Source organism: Commensalibacter sp. W6292M3, assembly GCF_016101315.1.
In the GTDB taxonomy this organism is placed as follows: domain Bacteria; phylum Pseudomonadota; class Alphaproteobacteria; order Acetobacterales; family Acetobacteraceae; genus Commensalibacter; species Commensalibacter melissae.
In genome coordinates this window covers 1,125,125-1,142,862 of record NZ_JACFQT010000001.1, presented here as the reverse complement: position 1 = coordinate 1,142,862, position 17,738 = coordinate 1,125,125, and the positions used below count along the sequence as shown (strand labels likewise).

General features: G+C 34.8%; 15 protein-coding genes and 1 other RNA gene. 9 read left to right on the top strand and 7 right to left on the bottom strand.

The window, feature by feature from the left end:
* Positions 1 to 299: 299 nt before the first annotated feature.
* Complete coding sequence (locus tag H3T57_RS05105; protein WP_198193398.1) at positions 300 to 1,247, top strand: AAA family ATPase; 948 nt, start codon at positions 300 to 302, stop codon at positions 1,245 to 1,247.
* Between the two features lie 69 nt (positions 1,248 to 1,316).
* On the opposite strand, the gene tgt is transcribed toward H3T57_RS05105, so the two are convergent.
* From tgt to ssrA, 6 genes are all read right to left on the bottom strand, one after another.
* Positions 1,317 to 2,459 (bottom strand): tRNA guanosine(34) transglycosylase Tgt, encoded by a 1,143-nt coding sequence (tgt, locus tag H3T57_RS05100; protein WP_198193397.1) that lies wholly within the window; start codon positions 2,457 to 2,459, stop codon positions 1,317 to 1,319.
* A gap of 453 nt (positions 2,460 to 2,912) precedes the next feature.
* Positions 2,913 to 3,965 (bottom strand): tRNA preQ1(34) S-adenosylmethionine ribosyltransferase-isomerase QueA, encoded by a 1,053-nt coding sequence (gene queA / locus H3T57_RS05095; RefSeq protein ID WP_198193396.1) that lies wholly within the window; start codon positions 3,963 to 3,965, stop codon positions 2,913 to 2,915.
* An 87-nt stretch (positions 3,966 to 4,052) separates the two neighbouring features.
* A complete protein-coding gene (locus tag H3T57_RS05090; RefSeq protein ID WP_198193395.1) occupies positions 4,053 to 5,468 on the bottom strand; it encodes a glycosyltransferase family 39 protein in 1,416 nt (471 codons plus the stop codon).
* 95 nt (positions 5,469 to 5,563) lie between these two features.
* Positions 5,564 to 6,925, bottom strand: coding sequence for a glycosyltransferase family 39 protein (locus H3T57_RS05085; RefSeq protein ID WP_198193394.1), 1,362 nt, complete (start codon positions 6,923 to 6,925; stop codon positions 5,564 to 5,566).
* Between the two features lie 455 nt (positions 6,926 to 7,380).
* Positions 7,381 to 7,947: an SspB family protein gene (locus H3T57_RS05080; protein WP_198193393.1), complete on the bottom strand. Its 567-nt coding sequence runs from the start codon at positions 7,945 to 7,947 to the stop codon at positions 7,381 to 7,383.
* A 34-nt stretch (positions 7,948 to 7,981) separates the two neighbouring features.
* Positions 7,982 to 8,292: a transfer-messenger RNA gene (ssrA, locus tag H3T57_RS05075) on the bottom strand.
* A 115-nt stretch (positions 8,293 to 8,407) separates the two neighbouring features.
* Here ssrA and H3T57_RS05070 point away from each other — a divergent pair.
* The 5 genes from H3T57_RS05070 (at position 8,408) to H3T57_RS05050 (ending at position 12,364) form a co-directional block, all read left to right on the top strand.
* On the top strand, positions 8,408 to 9,811 hold the full coding sequence (locus tag H3T57_RS05070) for a hypothetical protein (RefSeq protein ID WP_198193392.1): 1,404 nt from the start codon (positions 8,408 to 8,410) through the stop codon (positions 9,809 to 9,811).
* A gap of 354 nt (positions 9,812 to 10,165) precedes the next feature.
* Complete coding sequence (locus tag H3T57_RS05065) at positions 10,166 to 10,423, top strand: hypothetical protein (protein WP_198193391.1); 258 nt, start codon at positions 10,166 to 10,168, stop codon at positions 10,421 to 10,423.
* Positions 10,424 to 10,872: 449 nt separating this feature from the next.
* Complete coding sequence (gene thyX / locus H3T57_RS05060) at positions 10,873 to 11,796, top strand: FAD-dependent thymidylate synthase (RefSeq protein WP_155565152.1); 924 nt, start codon at positions 10,873 to 10,875, stop codon at positions 11,794 to 11,796.
* Between the two features lie 38 nt (positions 11,797 to 11,834).
* Positions 11,835 to 11,975: a hypothetical protein gene (locus tag H3T57_RS05055; protein WP_155565153.1), complete on the top strand. Its 141-nt coding sequence runs from the start codon at positions 11,835 to 11,837 to the stop codon at positions 11,973 to 11,975.
* Between the two features lie 26 nt (positions 11,976 to 12,001).
* Complete coding sequence (locus H3T57_RS05050) at positions 12,002 to 12,364, top strand: hypothetical protein (protein ID WP_198195198.1); 363 nt, start codon at positions 12,002 to 12,004, stop codon at positions 12,362 to 12,364.
* Positions 12,365 to 12,383: 19 nt separating this feature from the next.
* Here H3T57_RS05050 and H3T57_RS05045 read toward each other — a convergent pair whose 3' ends face one another.
* The gene (locus H3T57_RS05045; RefSeq protein WP_198193389.1) at positions 12,384 to 13,553 is read right to left on the bottom strand and encodes an Mrp/NBP35 family ATP-binding protein; all 1,170 of its coding nucleotides are present in this window, start codon (positions 13,551 to 13,553) and stop codon (positions 12,384 to 12,386) included.
* 134 nt (positions 13,554 to 13,687) lie between these two features.
* Here H3T57_RS05045 and H3T57_RS05040 point away from each other — a divergent pair, with 134 nt between their 5' ends.
* From H3T57_RS05040 to H3T57_RS05030, 3 genes are all read left to right on the top strand, one after another.
* Positions 13,688 to 14,839: an OpgC family protein gene (locus tag H3T57_RS05040; RefSeq protein ID WP_370552875.1), complete on the top strand. Its 1,152-nt coding sequence runs from the start codon at positions 13,688 to 13,690 to the stop codon at positions 14,837 to 14,839.
* Positions 14,840 to 15,102: 263 nt separating this feature from the next.
* Positions 15,103 to 16,671, top strand: a complete 1,569-nt coding sequence (locus H3T57_RS05035; RefSeq protein WP_230873403.1) for a Do family serine endopeptidase — start codon at positions 15,103 to 15,105, stop codon at positions 16,669 to 16,671.
* Positions 16,672 to 16,718: 47 nt separating this feature from the next.
* Positions 16,719 to 17,738, top strand: a complete 1,020-nt coding sequence (locus tag H3T57_RS05030; RefSeq protein WP_198193388.1) for an aromatic acid exporter family protein — start codon at positions 16,719 to 16,721, stop codon at positions 17,736 to 17,738.

Here is a 17,738-nt window from a genome sequence, read left to right as displayed (position 1 = left end):
CTATCTCTTTTATTTCAAATGATGAAAAAGTAGCATTAAATTATACAAAGTTAATTCATCTAACAATGAGCGGTGTTTATGCGGAAGAAAATGATAATAAAACAATCAAAAAATTAAGAGGAGAATTAATTGGTAAACTTCAACAATCAATGCAAAATGTATTTAGTGATTTGATATTAAACAACATTAAATGACCATTAGAAGAGGGTACCTTTTACCTCAAAAAAGGAATTGTAGATCATTATAATTATAAAAACCTGTCCAGTGGGGAAAAAGCCGCCTTTGATTTGCTTTAAGACTTGATTATTAATCTTGATGATTATCAAGGTGCTTTATTTCTTATTGACGAGCCTGAAGTGCATATTCATACCAATTTACAGGGTAAAGTGATTGAAGAGATGTATAATCTTATTAAAGGTGAAGAGCAATTATGGATTACGACACATTCCCTTGGCGTCATGATGAAGGCTAAAGAACTTTCCCTTAAAGATCTAGGCAGTGTTGCTTTTCTTGATTTTGACCAGCATGACTTTGATCAAGCGGTTACGTTAAGACCTTCGCCGATTGATCGGGTGGTATGGCAGAAATTCATGTCGGTTGCTTTGGATGGTTTGGAAACAAAATTGGCTCCCGAAATTATTGTCATGTGTGAAGGGAGTTTAGAAGGTAAAAGTCGCTTTAATTTTGATGCGGAAATTTATACTAGGATTTTCCAAAACCATTATCCTCATATAATTTTTATCTCAGGAGGGTCCAGCAAGGATCTGCAACAAGAAAGCTTGGGATTTAAAATACTTTCTTTGGTTTTGGAGCAACAAAGTAAAGTGCTACGTTTAATTGACCGTGATGATCACAGTGATCAAAAAGTTGAAGAATTGCAGAAACAAGAAATTTTCGTGACCTCTCGTCGTGCTATTGAAAATTATCTCTGGGATAATGAATTGATTGAAAAATTGTTCGAGGAACATAATAAAATCGAATTATTGTCCAAAGCTTTAGCCGGCAAAGAAGAGGCCATAAAAAACAGTGTATCACGTGAACATGCAGAGGATGATTTAAAAAGAGCTTCGGATGAAATTAGTAAAAGGTTGAAGAAATTATTAAATTTGAGCAGATGCGGAAATGATTACGATACCTTTATGAGAGATACGATGTGTCCCCTTATTACTCCTGATACTAAACTTTATAAAGAAATGGAGCGGGATATTATTAAACCTATTTTGGAATGTGCTTCATCTAAACAATAATTTTGTCTTCAAGGGGTATCAAGACGAAGCTTTAAGCAATATTTTTAGTTTATATTATTGTAGTTATAATCAATTCCATTCATCCAGTTTCCAATCGCCTTTATTCCAGTCATTATGCAATTCTGTCGCTTTTTCTTCTAAATTTTGATCCAAAATAGCCTTATGTATAGTTCGCATTAGCCTTTGGTAATAGGCAAGATTATGCCAGGTTAGCAACATTGCTCCAAGGATTTCCTTGCTGCGGAAAAGATGATGGATATAGGCACGACTGTGTTTTGAACAGGCGAGGCAATCACATTCTGGATCAATAGGTCGCCGATCATGAATGTGACAGGCGTTTTTCATATTAAGTGTTCCACGGCTTGTATAGGCACGACCGGTTCTTCCCGCTCTTGTTGGCATGACACAATCGAACATGTCAATCCCCCGCATAACTGATCCCAACATATCCTGTGGCGTTCCCACACCCATTAGATAACGAGGTTTGTCTGATGGAAGATAGGGAACAGTCACATCAAGGGTTTCAAACATTTGTTCTTGGGGTTCACCAACAGCAAGTCCGCCAATTGCATAACCTTCAAATCCTATTTTGTTTAATGCCTCCGCGCTTTCAATCCTTAAATCGGGTTCAATACCTCCCTGAACAATGCCGAATTGAGCATAACCAGGTCTTGTCTTGAAGCGTTTTCTTGATCGTTCCGCCCAACGCATGGACATACGCATTGAGCTGGCAATGGTATCATGACTGGCTGGAAGTGCAGGACATTCATCAAAACACATGGTTATGGTGGCATCAAGCAGATATTGAATATCCGTCGAGGATTCTGGTGTCAATTTATATGTGGATCCGTCAATATGAGAACGAAAGGTAACACCTTCCTCGTTCAGTTTACGCAAGGCCCCCAGAGACATAACCTGAAACCCGCCAGAATCCGTTAAAATAGGTCCAGACCAATCCATAAATTTGTGTAATCCACCCAGTTCATGAATCAGTTCCGCCCCTGGACGAAGCATCAGATGATAGGTGTTTCCCAATACTATTCCCGCTCCGGTTGAACGGACAGCATCCATGGTCATGGCTTTGACTGTTCCCACTGTTCCTACAGGCATGAAGGTTGGCGTGATTACGTCGCCATGAGCGGTATGTAATATTCCCGCACGGGCTTTATGATCTTGAGCTTGTTGTGTCCAATGGAATTTTAACGATGTCATGATTGATGTGTCAAATTAAAAAAGGTCAATTTATTGATGTTATATAAATTTATTTTATGAAAAGGAAGATTAAAAAATTATCTAATTATCATGGATATTGAAAATTTATCATAATCTGGGGGATAGTGATCATTAATAAAATGATAAATAAAGTGATTATATTCTTTGAAATTCTTACAAGTTTTCGAAAAACCTGAATATTTTAACATTATAATTGATAAATATTGTATTTAGAGATAGGTATTTAATATAGTCAATATTCATTCAGTAATAAATCAAAGTATTGCAGAAGATATGGTTGTTGTTGGTTCTATCCAGAAAAAACAGAATCAGTTTCTTAATTTCTCCCAGAAAAATCCCTTTGATAATTTATCTTGCATGAAATCTGAAAATCTTTCATTTATTTAAAATGACAGGGTTGTTATAACCCTGGAAATTAAAATACTTTGTTTATTATAAAAATTCTTTTTCGATAACACAAGCATCCCCGTAAGAATAAAAACGATAATTGTTTCGAATAGCATGTTCATAGGCTTGACGCATTTTTTCTGTTCCACCAAAAGCGCAAACCAGCATAAATAATGTGGATCTGGGTAAATGAAAATTAGTCATCAAGATATCGATGGATCTGAATTGATGACCTGGACGTATAAAAATGGATGTTTCCTGTTGAAAAGGGTGAAATATTCCTTGTCGATCAATTGCACTTTCCAATAATCGCAAGGTTGTTGTTCCCACCGCGATAATACGTCTTTTTTCAACTTTAGCTTGATTCAATCGTTCAGCGTTTTCTGGACTGAGCACGCCATATTCTGCATGCATATGGTGATCATTGATGTTTTCACTTCGCACTGGTAAAAATGTTCCAGCACCCACATGTAGAGTAAGGGCCAGCCGTTCAACACCTTTATGATCAAGCTGGGTTAATAATTCTTCTGTAAAATGCAATCCGGCTGTAGGAGCGGCAACTGCACCAGGATTTTGTGAAAATATTGTGTAATAATCCAGCTCATCCCTTTCAGTTGGTCCATAGGGACGACGAATATAGGGAGGTAGCGCCAATTGACCAGATGTATTAAGCCATTTATCAAATTCATTACCCTCAAGATTAAAACGGATAAACGCACCACCACCTGTTTCAAGTTTTACCACTGTGGCAAAACATTTTTTATCTGGAAAATCAAGGCGGTCTTGTTTCTTTAAACGTTTACTGTTTTTGATCAATACATGCCAAGTACCATCTCCCATCGGTCGATCAAGTGTAATGCCAATGTGAGCCATACCCCTTTGTGCGAATAATTTGGCGGGAATGACCTTTGTATCATTGGCAATCAAGATATCACCTTTTTGAAAATAACAGGGTAAATCCCGTATTGTTTTATCCTGAAATTTTCCCGATTTTGATGGAATGTAAAGAAGTTTGGCAGCCTCTCTGGGACGGGCCGGATGCTGGGCAATGCAATGTTCAGGAAGCTTGAAATCAAAATCTGCAGTAAGATCAGTCATGGATTATTATGGTTGGGTCATTAAAAAATGTTGAGAATATACATTTGTTAAATGTATATATCGGTTAGAAAGATCAAGAGATAAGAATTATTGGTTTTCTTGGCAAGTGTACAAACGAACTGTATCGTCTTCATAACGTATATCATTTAATGTTTTTTCTTCAGTTAAAATACGGCATCCTGTCACATCGGGATTATCTTTTGCTCCAACGCGATAATAAGCCAATGAATTCTTTACTGGTTTCCCTTGTTTAATCGTATCATTATTAAAATTACCCATAACCATAAAGGATAATCTTTCCGCCTGTGTTATCTCATGTGGCGTGAAAATGGCGCTGGTTAGAGGGAAAGCGTTTTTTTGTAATTGATCGTAATAGGCAGGTAACTTATTTTTCGAAAATTGATGCAAGGTACTCATATTATAGATTAATGCAATGATTGCTAATAATAAGGTTAGTAATTTTGTATAATAATTAACATCACGCCCAATTAAAATGGCACTGATGATACAGATCAAAATTATATGGGTATAACTGTAATGGGCCAGTCTTGTTTTGGCGAGACTGAAGATCAGAAAACTTGACAGGATTGCAGAAAGAATAATTAAAATATCATATGAAAACATTTTCCATTTTCTAAATGAAAAAGAATAAATCAAGGCGAAAATGAAAATTATGGTGATCAGACTAAAATGATCCACAAGCTGATTAAAGAAATACCAGATGGAATGGTAATGACCTGTAATACGGTCAGAGGCTCTGGCTATAAGGTCATAGCGGTACATTTCCTTGATAAAATCGAACTTGTCATAGGGATAACGTAATGCTAGCCAGATTAAAATAGGTGAAAAAAAAACGATTATGGGAAAGGTAAATGATTTTATTGAAAGCTGTTTGTTTTTGAATAAATAACTGTAAGCAATAAAATAGGGAATAGCCATAAAAAGAGCATGCCAGCTTTTTGTTAAAAAAGCCAAGGCAGAAAAAAAAGCCGCAAGTGTAATATGTCGGGTATCATTTTTACTTGCTAGGGCGATTACAACCATAACTTGGCAAAATATATAAAAAGCATCCGCGTCTCCAGAACGGAAACCGTGGGTTTTGATTATCAGGGATGCAGTAAATAATAGGGATAAAAAAAGAATGGAGCTGATTATATTATATTTTTTATATGTGTAATAACAGACAATACTGCAAAGCAGTATTGTTGAGACTATTGAAAATAATCGTACCGTTAAAATGGATTTTCCAAATAAAGAAATGATAATACAAGTTGGTAAAAAGCTGAGTATGGGCTTTAAATTCCACATATCAGTTTTATTCATCCATGTGTTGATAATCCAGTTTTTATTGATATTCATTTCAATTGAACTGACTGCATGACGGCTTTCGTCCCAGCTATCGAAATGGGTAAGATTTATGTGATAGAAAAGGGTGCAATAGAAAACTGCAAGAAGTATAAACAATAGAATAATAAAAAAATTTTTTCTTGTTAATAAAAACATAATTATTCAGTCATCATTATAAAAAGCGGGGTTTTATTCATAATCAATTATTTCGTTAGAAAATATAGGGTTTGAATGAGTGTTAAAATGTTAATTTATAAATTTTTACAAGAAAATAAAGATATTTCGTTCTGATCATGTTTATTTTTTAATTCTGTTACTTTTTCAGTTACGGGATGACATCGATTGATATCGGAATTGTCATTGCCTTGATCACGATAAAAAACCAGTGCTTTTGATATGGGTTTTCCATATTTGATTTTATCATAATTGAAATTGCCAAATACCATGATGGCTAAACGTTCATTCTGTTCTATATGTTGTGGTACATATAAGGTATTATATTTTGGATAGGCATTTTTTTGTAGTTGATAATAATAGTCTGGCAAATGTATTGAAGAGATTTTATGTAGATTGGTAAATGCGAAAATAAATGCTATAAAACTTAGAATAATAATAAAATATCGGGTATATTTATTAATGTCTCGACCAATCAAAATACTTGTGACCAGACAGATTAATATAATATGCGTATAGCCATAATGGTAAAGTTTTGTTTTAGCCATACTGTAAATCAGCAGACTGCTCAAAATGGCTGATAAATAAATGATGATATCATAAGTTAAAAAATGTTTTTTCCTATATTTGTAACTATAAAATATGGAAAATATAAATGTTAAAAAAATGAGGCCAAAATTATTGAATAAAATTTTTATAAAATAATTCCAGCCATGAATATGATTTTCAATCATATGGGAGGAGCGTTTTATTAAATCATAACGCACCATTTCTTTGATAAAAGCAAAACCATCATATTGATAACGTATGCCAAGCCATATTAATATGGGCAAACTAAAACAAATGACAGGATATAAAATAGCTTTTATATTGAACCGATGGCTTTTAATTAGATAACCATAGGAAATTAAAAAGGGTAAGCCCAGGAAAAGAGCATGCCAACTTTTTGCTAGAAAAGCTAACGATGAAAAAAAAGCGGCCAGAGTAATATGAAAATGATCATACTTTGTTGCTAATGATAATGTTGCGGTAATTTGACAAAGGATAAAAAATGAATCAATGTCGCCGCTTCTGAAAGCATGGTTACGAATTAAAAGTGAGGTTGTAAATAGAAGTGAAATAAAAAGAATGGCTGTGTAAATATTATATTTTTTAATTGTATAATAACAGACAAGATTACATAAAAATATTGCACATAAAAGAGAAAAAAGACGGATTGCTAGAATTGATTTGCCAAAAAGTAAAATCATTAGACAAGTTGGCAGAAAACTTAAAATAGGTTTTAAATTCCACATGTCGGGTTGGCCAGCCCAACTGTTTATAATATAATTATGATTGTAGATCATTTCCAAAGCACTGACGCCGTGTCGGCTCTCATCGGAACTGGCAAAAGGGATTTGGTTGATATGAAAGAATAGAATAAAAATAAATAAACCCATTAAGGCTATTAATAAAATATTCCAAAAATTCTTTATGATTATTAACATGTTTAAAATATTTATAGATTAAAAATAATTTTTTTATATTAAAATGATTGGGAGTCAATGAATATTATACAATAAAATTCTATATAATAATAAATTTATAATGAATATAAAGACTTGCAGTTTATTTGTTATTGTGAAGGAATATAGTTTAAATATTTAAATTATATTAGAAACTACGAAGCATGATAGTAGGATTAATAGTCTAATCAACTATGATATTTTTTATAATCTGGAAAATCTATTAGTTTCATAAGTCGCTTTATGTTGTAATTAATCTATCTTTAACAAAAGTTATATTTTAACTGTTAAAAAAATGATTAATATTTTTTATAGCACAATACGGTTTATTACCAATTAAACTTTTGGTTTTGTTAAACTATTTATCATTTGATATTATATTATAAAATTTAATCGGTTTTTTTTCTAAAAGCATCTAAACTTATAACCTGTGATTTCTCTTTCGATGCGTTACTTTCCTTAGAAGGTTTAGCATCTTTTAATTCTTCCATATTATTTGTAACTGTACGGAGTGTTTGAACAGGTGTCTTTTCTTCAGATTGAATCATGATTAGACCAGAAGGAATAGGCTGAAAATTAAATGCTAGATTAACAAACGGATCTGCAAACCCAATAATAGATCCGAATGGAATAACCAATATACTCCCAACTCCGCCAAATGAAAGACCAACAGACATTTGCTGTTTAATTCTGTTGATTTTCAGGTCCCAAAATTGATGTTGTAAAACAATCGTCATTTCTTCTGGATATTTTTCTTTAAGTTGGGGTGGAATAATCACATCAGGATAGTCGGTTTTAAACTGGATATAGAAATTATGACTCCCAGGCAGTCCATCTTTTGCAACTGATTCCAGAGCTTTTAACATGACCTCACGATAGGCAGCTTCAATCCATTCATTATATGGTAAAAGGGAAGGAGGGTTTTCGTTAGAACCTGAATTATCTGAATTGGTCATTGTCTAAACTTTAACTATAAAATCAATAATCTAAAGTGAAGGGTTTCTGTTGCCCGGCACCCTTCAAGCCGCGCTTGTCACATTGGCTTATTAGGCCGCGATAGCGTGTGCCTCGAAATTATCGTTGGCATTTGTAAAAAACAGTCCGATAACGGTGGTACAATACCGAGCAAAAAATATATCTTTACTACGCGTGTCGATCCTGTTTCGTCCCCATAAGCTTTATGGTGGAGACGCCGGGTACCGCCCCCGGGTCCACTACGCCTATTTCATATACCGTTTATTGCCATAGTTGGGTAAACCAACAATTTTAATATAATAATATTTCACTAATAAAAAAAGGGGAAATTAATTTTTTTTGATCCAAATTAAATTTCTGGGTAACCGTAATTAATTTCCAATTGTTTTTACTTATTATTTCTTTATAATTTTCCGTAATAATCTTAACAGGAAATAAGCAATGAAAAAATCAGTAATCTTTGGAACAACCGCAGCCATTCTTGTACTAGGTTCAAGTCTTGGAGGTGGATATATCTATCTTCAGCATCAGCTACACAATCGTCTTGATGCGGGAATTAAAATGTTGGAGCAATCCTTTCCGGGTTCTTCTATTGTTTATGATCGCAGTGTAACCAATGTATTCACACGTAGTGCCATTTTGGAAAAAGTGAAGATCAAAGGCCAGTCTGGGCAATTATATACAATGGATAAATTGAACATCAAATCTGGTTCACGTAATGGATTGATGAGCGCTACAATTGATAATTTTGAGACAAAAATTGATAGTGACTTGATGATGAATAACGGGCAGATTCACGTTGATCATATTGATTTAAACAATTTTGTTCCCAGAAAGGATTTGCTTGACATCGATGCATCTGGAAAAATCAAGAGTGTTTATTTTTCAAAGGCAAAATTTGATTTGTTAAATCTGAAGAATATTACAATGAAATTATCTTCTGGATCGGAAAAGATAGCAATAGCTCAATATCAAATCAAAAATTATGGATTAGATCGAAAATCCGACCAAACTTTGAATGATTTCCGTTATTATGATAAAGTTAACAATCGGGACAATTATTTCAATATTCAATCACTTCAGATTAAGGATTTGAGTTTTGCTAAATTTTTCCAAAATATTGAAAATGGAAAAACGTTTGAATTTGCAAGTGACGAACCTAAACTTTTTCATATTAAAAATGTCGAATTAAAAATTGATGCTGCACGATACCAGCTTGGTGACATGCAAATTTCGACAGAAAAAGATGGAAAAAACCGTTTGTTTAGAGGTAATAAATTCGATAACTTACAATTACAAACCGATAGTGATCCAAGACTGTACGCTTTAAAGCAATATGGTTATGATCAACTAAATCTGTTCGGGAATTTGTCCGCGCAGTATCATTATGATCTGCAAGAATGGAATCTTGAACCGTTCCAGATTGGTGCAAAAAATATTGGGAATGTAAAAATTAATGCTCGTGTAAAAGGTCCGGAAAAACCATCAGCAAATAATGAAATGGCAATGATAAATGATTATAAGATTGTATCCTTTACAATGCATTTTCGTGATGATGGATTAATACAACATTTGGCTGATCTTAAAAGCCGTGAAAAGAATGAATCCGTTGATCAGATTAAGCAAGAATGGATTGAGGATTTACAGAAACCCGATAGAGATTTTCCGGAATTGTCTAAACAAGCTGGAAATGCTGTCATTGATGTTATTCATCATCCGGATCATGAGCTTACAATTGAGGTTAATCCGGATAAACCTTATTCATTTTTAGATCTAACTTCATATAATGCCAGTCAGATAATTGATCATTTGAATATTAAGGTTCATAGTGATTCTAAGCATTAATAATGGATTTTATAAAATAAATTCATGAATTTATTCGGCTGGATTGAATAAACTTACATAAATTACATTTTCAAGATGTGCAAAATGAATAAATTGAAAAAAGTATTTTTCTCTCTATTTGTTTTGCTTTTTATTTATTATAGGATTGAATTTATATAATATACGTTATGGGGAGGCTCCGGTCATATTAGAATACACGCATAATGCCCTGACACGGATTGCAGGAAAAAAGGCATTATTCATATTCCAAGGCGTTTGTCCTTAAAGTTTTCCAAAAAAGTTAAACAAATAGGGGATTCAGATAACGGTTTCTGGGAAACTTCAATATAGAAAACCGTTTTATACAAGGTTCATGTGAATTTTGATATTGGCAGAATAAATGCTGAAAATTGGTGGATTAAATCTTTATCCCATCAGCTAAGCGGGATAGATTATTTTTACAAGACCAGAGTATCGGAAAAGTCAGGGTATCAAATTCATATTAACTATTTGAGAACAGAGGGTATGGGAAACGGTACAAGAATTATTTTGGGAAGTATAGCCAATTTTTATATAAAACAGGCTATCATTCAATTACGGTTGATTTTTCATATGATGATAATCAGTCATTAAAATTTTGATATGGATATTTTATATAATCGATTAATTTTAAAATCCGGAGAACTATTTATTATAGATCCCGGTTTAAAAGAGCAATTCCTAAGGGAGAGAGAATACAAATCTAATCTTTCCAGAACGGATATGATCGATAAAATTTATTAATCTTGAATCTTTCCAACAGGGAAAAAATTTTACTCTTGATTATCATTTTTGTTAGAGTTTGCCAAAATCTTTAGGGATCCACATAATGAAATGAAAAATATCAGCTGATTTTGGACAGGGTGTGAAAGTTAATGATTTGTTTAAAAGCGGTTTTCTTGATTTTTTTTAAATAGCTAACGAGGGGAATATGCAAATCATGACTGTTAAAAACCATTAAAATCATATATTTTAGGAAAATAGTTTTATACTGGTTTATAAATAATTTCTTAGTCGTACTTAAAATGAGTAAATAGATTATTATGGCACTTACAGAAGAACAACAGGCAGATATTAAAGCGCAGTCAAGTCAGCAACTTTATACAAAACGGCCAATTTCACCAGGTTTGGAAGAAATGCTTTATCAAGCTTTTCCTGTACTGGATCATGGATTTGTCAGGGTTGTCGATTATATGGGTAATGATTCTGCAATTGTTCAGGCAGCCCGAGTTTCATATGGAACCGGTACAAAAAAAGTATCGGAAGACCGTGGTTTGATTCGATATTTAATGCGTCATTATCACACAACCCCTTTTGAAATGTGTGAAATTAAGTTTCATGTTAAATTACCAATTTTTGTAGCACGACAATGGATTCGTCATCGTACGGCCAGCGTAAATGAATATTCGGCCCGATATTCAATAATGGATAGAGAATTCTATATTCCCGAACCTCGCGTATTGGCAATGCAAAGTAAGGTTAATCATCAAGGTCGTGGAGAAGTTCTTTCTGCTGACCAATCAGAGGCAGTTCTATCGCTTTTACGTAATGATGCGCAAAAATGCTATGATGATTATGAAAAAATGCTTCGTACTCCTGAAGAAAATGGTTTTGGGCTGGCTCGTGAGCTTGCCAGAATGAACTTGACCTTGAACAGTTATAGTCAATGGTACTGGAAGGTTAACTTACATAATTTATTTCATTTCTTGCAGCTAAGAATTGACTCGCATGCACAATATGAAATCCGTGTTTATGCCGAAGTAATGCTGAAAACGGTTCGGGCATGGGTTCCTCTGGCTTGTGAGGCATTTGAAGATTATCGCAAAGGGGCTGTAACATTTTCCTCGACCATGATGAATGTTATTGGCAAGTTGTTAAATGGACAATCTGTTGATCAAGCTGACAGTGGATTAAGCAAACGTGAATGGACAGAAATGATGCAGATTCTGGATCATTACAAATCCTAGAGTTAATGTGTATATAAAATCTCTTGGAAAGATTGAAAATGGAAAAACTTTTATATGTTGCTGGTATTATCATTTTATTTATCGGCATTGTTGCAGCGATGTGGTTTCTTCCTTTTGGACGTAATCTGGATGCGGATAATCAGTATCTACATGAGACTTTTTATACAAAGAAAAAATGAACTATGCTAAATATTTGATTATAAATATGAAAGTAGTTGAAAATTTCATTATGGATTATAAAGATAAAAAGAATCTTCATGTCGATGAATATGAGTATGAATTACCTGGAAAATCCGTTCATTCATCATCTGAATCAATGGGAGAAAGTTTTTTTACCCAACCTTCAAATCTTGATTCTGACATTAAACCTCTAGATCCAAATCAAAAAATCGAATTTGCCACTTTATGCCCTTGGTATATTGCCTGTACTTTCGTTTTGGTTTTGGGGTTGATTTTTGAATTTGGAATTTTAGGAAAAAACGGAAAGCAGGGACCTTTATGTCGGTATATGCCAAAAAATAAGGTTTGTTATGTTTTGGCAGGTCCTGGATCTTCTTTAGAGAGATAGATTCGGGGTGACAGGGTTTTTAGGAATTTTTGCTATTTGCAAGTCCTGTTTTACAAATGGCGGGATAAATTAAATCTGCAATAGCATGGTAGGCTTGACTTTCTGGGCTATCAGGTTGTTGAACGGTTATGGGAATTCCCTCATCTGATGCCGTACGGATCGCAGGTAAAATAGGTATTTCCCCCAAAAAAGGGATATTCAAAGCTTTAGCTTCTTTTTTAACACCATCCTGTCCAAATATATAGGTTTTTTCCTGACAACGAGGGCAAAGAAAATAAGACATATTTTCAATGATACCCAATAGAGGGGTTCGCGTTTTCTGAAAAAGAGAAATACCTCTTTTGGCATCCAATAAAGCAATATCCTGAGGTGTGGAAACCATTATCGCACCATCTAATTTAATGGATTGGCCAAGGGTAATTTGAACATCACCCGTCCCAGGAGGCATATCAATCAACATGATATCCAACTCTCCCCATTTTACGTCTGACAACAGTTGTTTGACCGCCCCCATTACCATGGGTCCCCGCCATATAACCGCCTGATTCGTGGGAACCAGCATGCCAATGGAAATTGCTGAAATACCCCATGCCGTCATTGGGATCAGTTTGTGGTCTCTTACTTCTACCTTGCCTTTTAGATCAAGCATATGTGGAATGGAAGGGCCATAGATATCAGCGTCCATGATGCCAACCTTTAATCCTTTTTGAGACAAGGCAATCGCAAGATTGACAGTTGTTGAGGATTTTCCAACACCTCCTTTTCCCGAAGCGATTGCAATGACACATTTAACCGAATTGAGAGTTTCAATGGGTTTGGCATTTTTTATATTATTTGCTTTTATTGAAGTTGTATCTGATTTGGTATGACCGGTTTGTTTGGGTGGGAATACCAAGCGTTTTGATATGGTTGGATCATGTAAGCCGGAAGAAATGGCATTCATAAAAACACGGGCTTGTTCCACATCTTTAAGCTGACTTAAATGGTGTTCGATTTTTGCCCGTAATGGTTCCACTTGAGCGGGATCGACATTGGGGACTTTTAACGTTATATGTATTTTTTGGTTTTCAATATGAAGCGTTTCAATCAAATCAGTGTCTAGCAGCCGAATATGGGGAGACCATGGGAGCGTAAAATCTTTCAAAGCCTCTTTGACTTTTTGCCGGTTAATTGAAATAGGGTTATTCATGTAAAACCTTGAAGAAACAATCATTAAAAAATGTAATTATCTAGTTTATTTTAAAAAGTATATAACAGATTTGTAAAGTTGTAATGAAGCTCTGAAACTAATTTTCTTCATTTTATTTAGAAAGAAAATGTAGAATAAATTGGAAAGAATCGTTAAGGAATAAAGTTCTGATCAAACAGCAAAAAAAATCAAAAAGGGATCATCGTATCGATGCTTTGCGTGGATTGGCGCTGATCATGATGTATATTGACCATATTCCTGAAAATCTTCTAAATCGTTTTACCATGCGGAATGTAGGGTTTGCCGATGCAGCAGAAATTTTCGTATTATTAGCTGGATATGCTTCCTGGCTTGCATATGGAAGAAGGATTCCGCTTGATGGGTTTTGGAAAATTTGTAAAAGGATTTTTGCACGTTGCTGGAAAATTTATCTTTTTCAGATAGGCTTGGTATTAATTACATTATTCAGCATCTATCAGTGGCGTCGGATATGGATACTGCCAGTTGATTTTTTAGAGCCTGAATTGGCGCATGGTCACAGTATCTTAAGAGTATTCTGGCGGTTGTTACTTCTGGATGCATTGCCAAGTAATCTGAATATTTTGCCACTCTATATCATTTTACTCGCCTTTTTTCCCATACTTTATTTAATCATGAAATATCGTTGGTGGTTGGCGTTGGGAATAAGTTTTTTGCTATGGGGTTGGGTTAATCTTGATCCATGGTTCAATTTTCCTAACTGGCTTGATCCTGATGGTTGGTTTTTTAATCCTTTAGCATGGCAGTTTTTATTCACGCTTGGGATTTATGGTTCTATTCTTGCAGGTAAGCATGAAGGTGATTTTCCATATTTTGTATGGTTACAGGGACTTGCTATCGCTTATTTAATCTTTTCTTTCCTAGAAGCGTTTCCATGGGGATATTGGGGATTACCCGATTTGAGATTGATAGAACTGCATACTCCTGCAAAGGCTTATCTTTCACCATTGCGATTGATGGACGTTATCGCAATATTTTACCTTGTTCAATCTTCAAAATGGACCAAACAATTTTCCGAAAATAAAGTTGGACAGCTTTTGGCCTTATATGGTCGACACTCGCTGGAGGTTTTTTCCTTGAGTACGGTTTTTGATCTATGGGGGCGTTTGATGTTCGTTAGCTGGGGACAATCAGTATTTTTGCAGTTAGGTATAAATTGTATCGCAATATATATTCTTTATCTCCTGTCTTTATATCTTGATAAAAAAAGACAACGATTAAGAAATATCAATCTAAGATCCCAATAATATTATTAAAGTTCAATAATTTCAAAAATCAGGATTTATTCAGAAATAAGCTTATCATGAATTCATGTCTAAGATGTTAGAATTTTAAAACAGTGTAACCATAAAATCATGATTTTAGATAGATTTATATTTATTTTAATGAATTTTATGGTTAAATTAATTCAGTTATTTGATCTCTGCATGATTTTTAGAAAAGAGATAAGTTTGCGCATGAAGTAACCTGTAATAATGCTGTTATTATTTTTAATGAACAAAGAATAAGTATGTCAAAAAATCTTTTTCAAGGGGATTTGACACGTTGTTTGATCCTTACCATGGGGATATTCGGTTTGGTTTCAACTCATCGGTTGCAAGCTCAACCTGCTGTTAATTTACCTTTTATAGGTCGTTTAACTTGGCCAGATAAATTTAGTTCTCGATGTTCTTCTGGTAGTTTTGCAAATGTTGCCGAAAAATTATTGCCGACGGTGGTTAATATCTCAACCAGTCGAGTTCTTAAACCGGGGCAGCATGATGATGAAGATGATGACAATACGGAGGATACCGCTTCTGATCCAGATTCCCCTTTCGAAAAATTCTTTCAAAACTATATGAATGGCAAGAGTGGTCCTGATGACGGTATGGATCATCTTCAGGCTTTGGGTTCTGGTTTCATTATTGATTCATCAGGCCTTATCGTTACAAATTATCATGTTATTAAAGATGCCGACCAGATTTTGATAACTTTACAGGATAATCGGACGGTTAAAGCGGTATTGAAGGGATATGACGAAAGAACAGATATTGCCTTACTTAAGATTAATGTGAAGGAACCATTAACCATTGCGCATTTTGGCAATAGTGATTATTCAAGGATAGGTGACTGGGTTTTGGCGATTGGTAACCCATATGGTTTATCTGGAACCGTGACATTCGGTATTATTTCGTCAAGGGGAAGGGATATAGAGCAGGGGCCATATGACGATTTTATTCAGACAGATGCCCCAATCAACAAGGGAAATTCCGGAGGTCCCTTATTTAACATTAAAGGAGAGGTCATAGGCATTAATACAGCTATTTTTTCACCTTCTGGAGGGTCAATAGGCATTGCTTTCGCCATACCTGCCAATGAGGCAAGGGATATTATCAATCAGCTTCGTGTAAACGGCAAGGTGACTCGTGGATGGATTGGTGTTCGTATTCAGGAAATTAATGAAAGTATAGCGAGTAGCCTGAATGTAAAACCGTTTCAGGGAGCCTTGGTTGTAAAAATTGAGAAGGGTAGCCCTGCTGATAAAGCTGGATTAAAATCTGGCGATATCATAGAAAAAATAAATAGCCAGGTTGTTACAGCCCACACAATGCCAAGGATGGTTGCTGCCGCTCCCATTCATTCACAAATTAATTTAACAGTTATAAGACGGGGAAAGGTTGTTGATTTACCCATAGAGATACAAAATCTTGAAGAAAATGAGGAAAGTAAGGAGAGTGATATTCAGGATGAAAAGGCAAGGGTATTAGTAATTAAAGATCTGAATATTACGGTCAGTACGATAACGAATTTACTAAGGCAGAAATATAATCTGGCAGAAAAACAGCAGGGCGTTGTAGTGACCACCGTACATCATAAAGAGAAAAATTTGATGCAGCGTTTAAAGCCTGGAGATGTAATTGTGGGAACAAATACTAAAACTGTAAATGATGTTGATATGCTTCAACAGGCAATCACAAGTGTAAAAAAAGAAAACAGAAATCCCACTTCAATGCTTTTACTGGTTCAAAGCGGTTCCGTTATGCATTGGGTTGCAGTCCCGTTCGTTTCCGAAAGAAACAAAAGCGATCATAAACGATAATTCTGATTATGAATTCCAGGATTTACGGTTAATCGAGCAAGGTATAAATGAGGTTTGGAATTAAAAGGCTGAATTTATATCCCGCTGTTATTCAAAGTGTTCGGTTATTATTATCTGTAGCAACAGCAAGTCTACTTGCACATCTATGTAAATTGAACGAACCTTATTGGGCTTTAATTACAGCTGTTATCGTGACGCAAAGTCGTATCGCTCAAACTCTTCAGACCAGTCGTGATCAAATTATTGGTTCTCTGATTGGTGGAATTGCAGGGATCATAGCCATTGCCTTGCAGATTTATTGTGGCTGGTCACCGATTATAGTATTTACAATCGTAATGATTCCGATGGTTATGTTCGTTTCATGGCGTCCCACTATGAGGCTTGGAGTTGTGACACTTGCAGTCGTTTTTCTATTCCCTTCACCCGGAGGGATTTTTGAAAGACCTTTTGATCGTATCTTTTCTATTGTTGTAGGTGTATTGGCCTCTTTATTGGTTAGTTATTGTATATTGAGACCTCAGGCTAGATATCATGCCTTTTTACATGCCAAGGAAGCTTTTAGTAAATTATATAAATTATTGCACGCTGTATTGATTGAAGGAATTTCATGGGATGCTGTTGAAGTCAAAAATGATGAAATCATTACAGAACTTCGCGAATTGGCCAGTGATATAGATGAAGCACGTAAAGAACGGCCTACCTGTGTTTTGGAAGAAACGGATCCTGTGCTTGTGCAATTATTTCCAATTTTGCGACGTTTGCAAAGTGATAGTATTTTCGTGGCAAGAGCAATGGAGGCTTATGGTCAAAAATTACATCCCAATACCGAAAAAGCCTTGGAACATGCTTTAAAAGAAATATTTTATTTTTTTAAGATTCAGTCTGTAAGACAGGCCAACGGCAAACATAAAAAATTGCCGAATGCCTGTGATATTCATGTTGATTTTGATTCCTTGTTAAATCCACTGCTGGAAGAGGCTAAAAAATCTTGCCCTTCCATCATTCAATTTACATTAAAGGCGCTTTGTAATGATTTTTGCAGAGGTCATGATATCTTTTCCTCATGA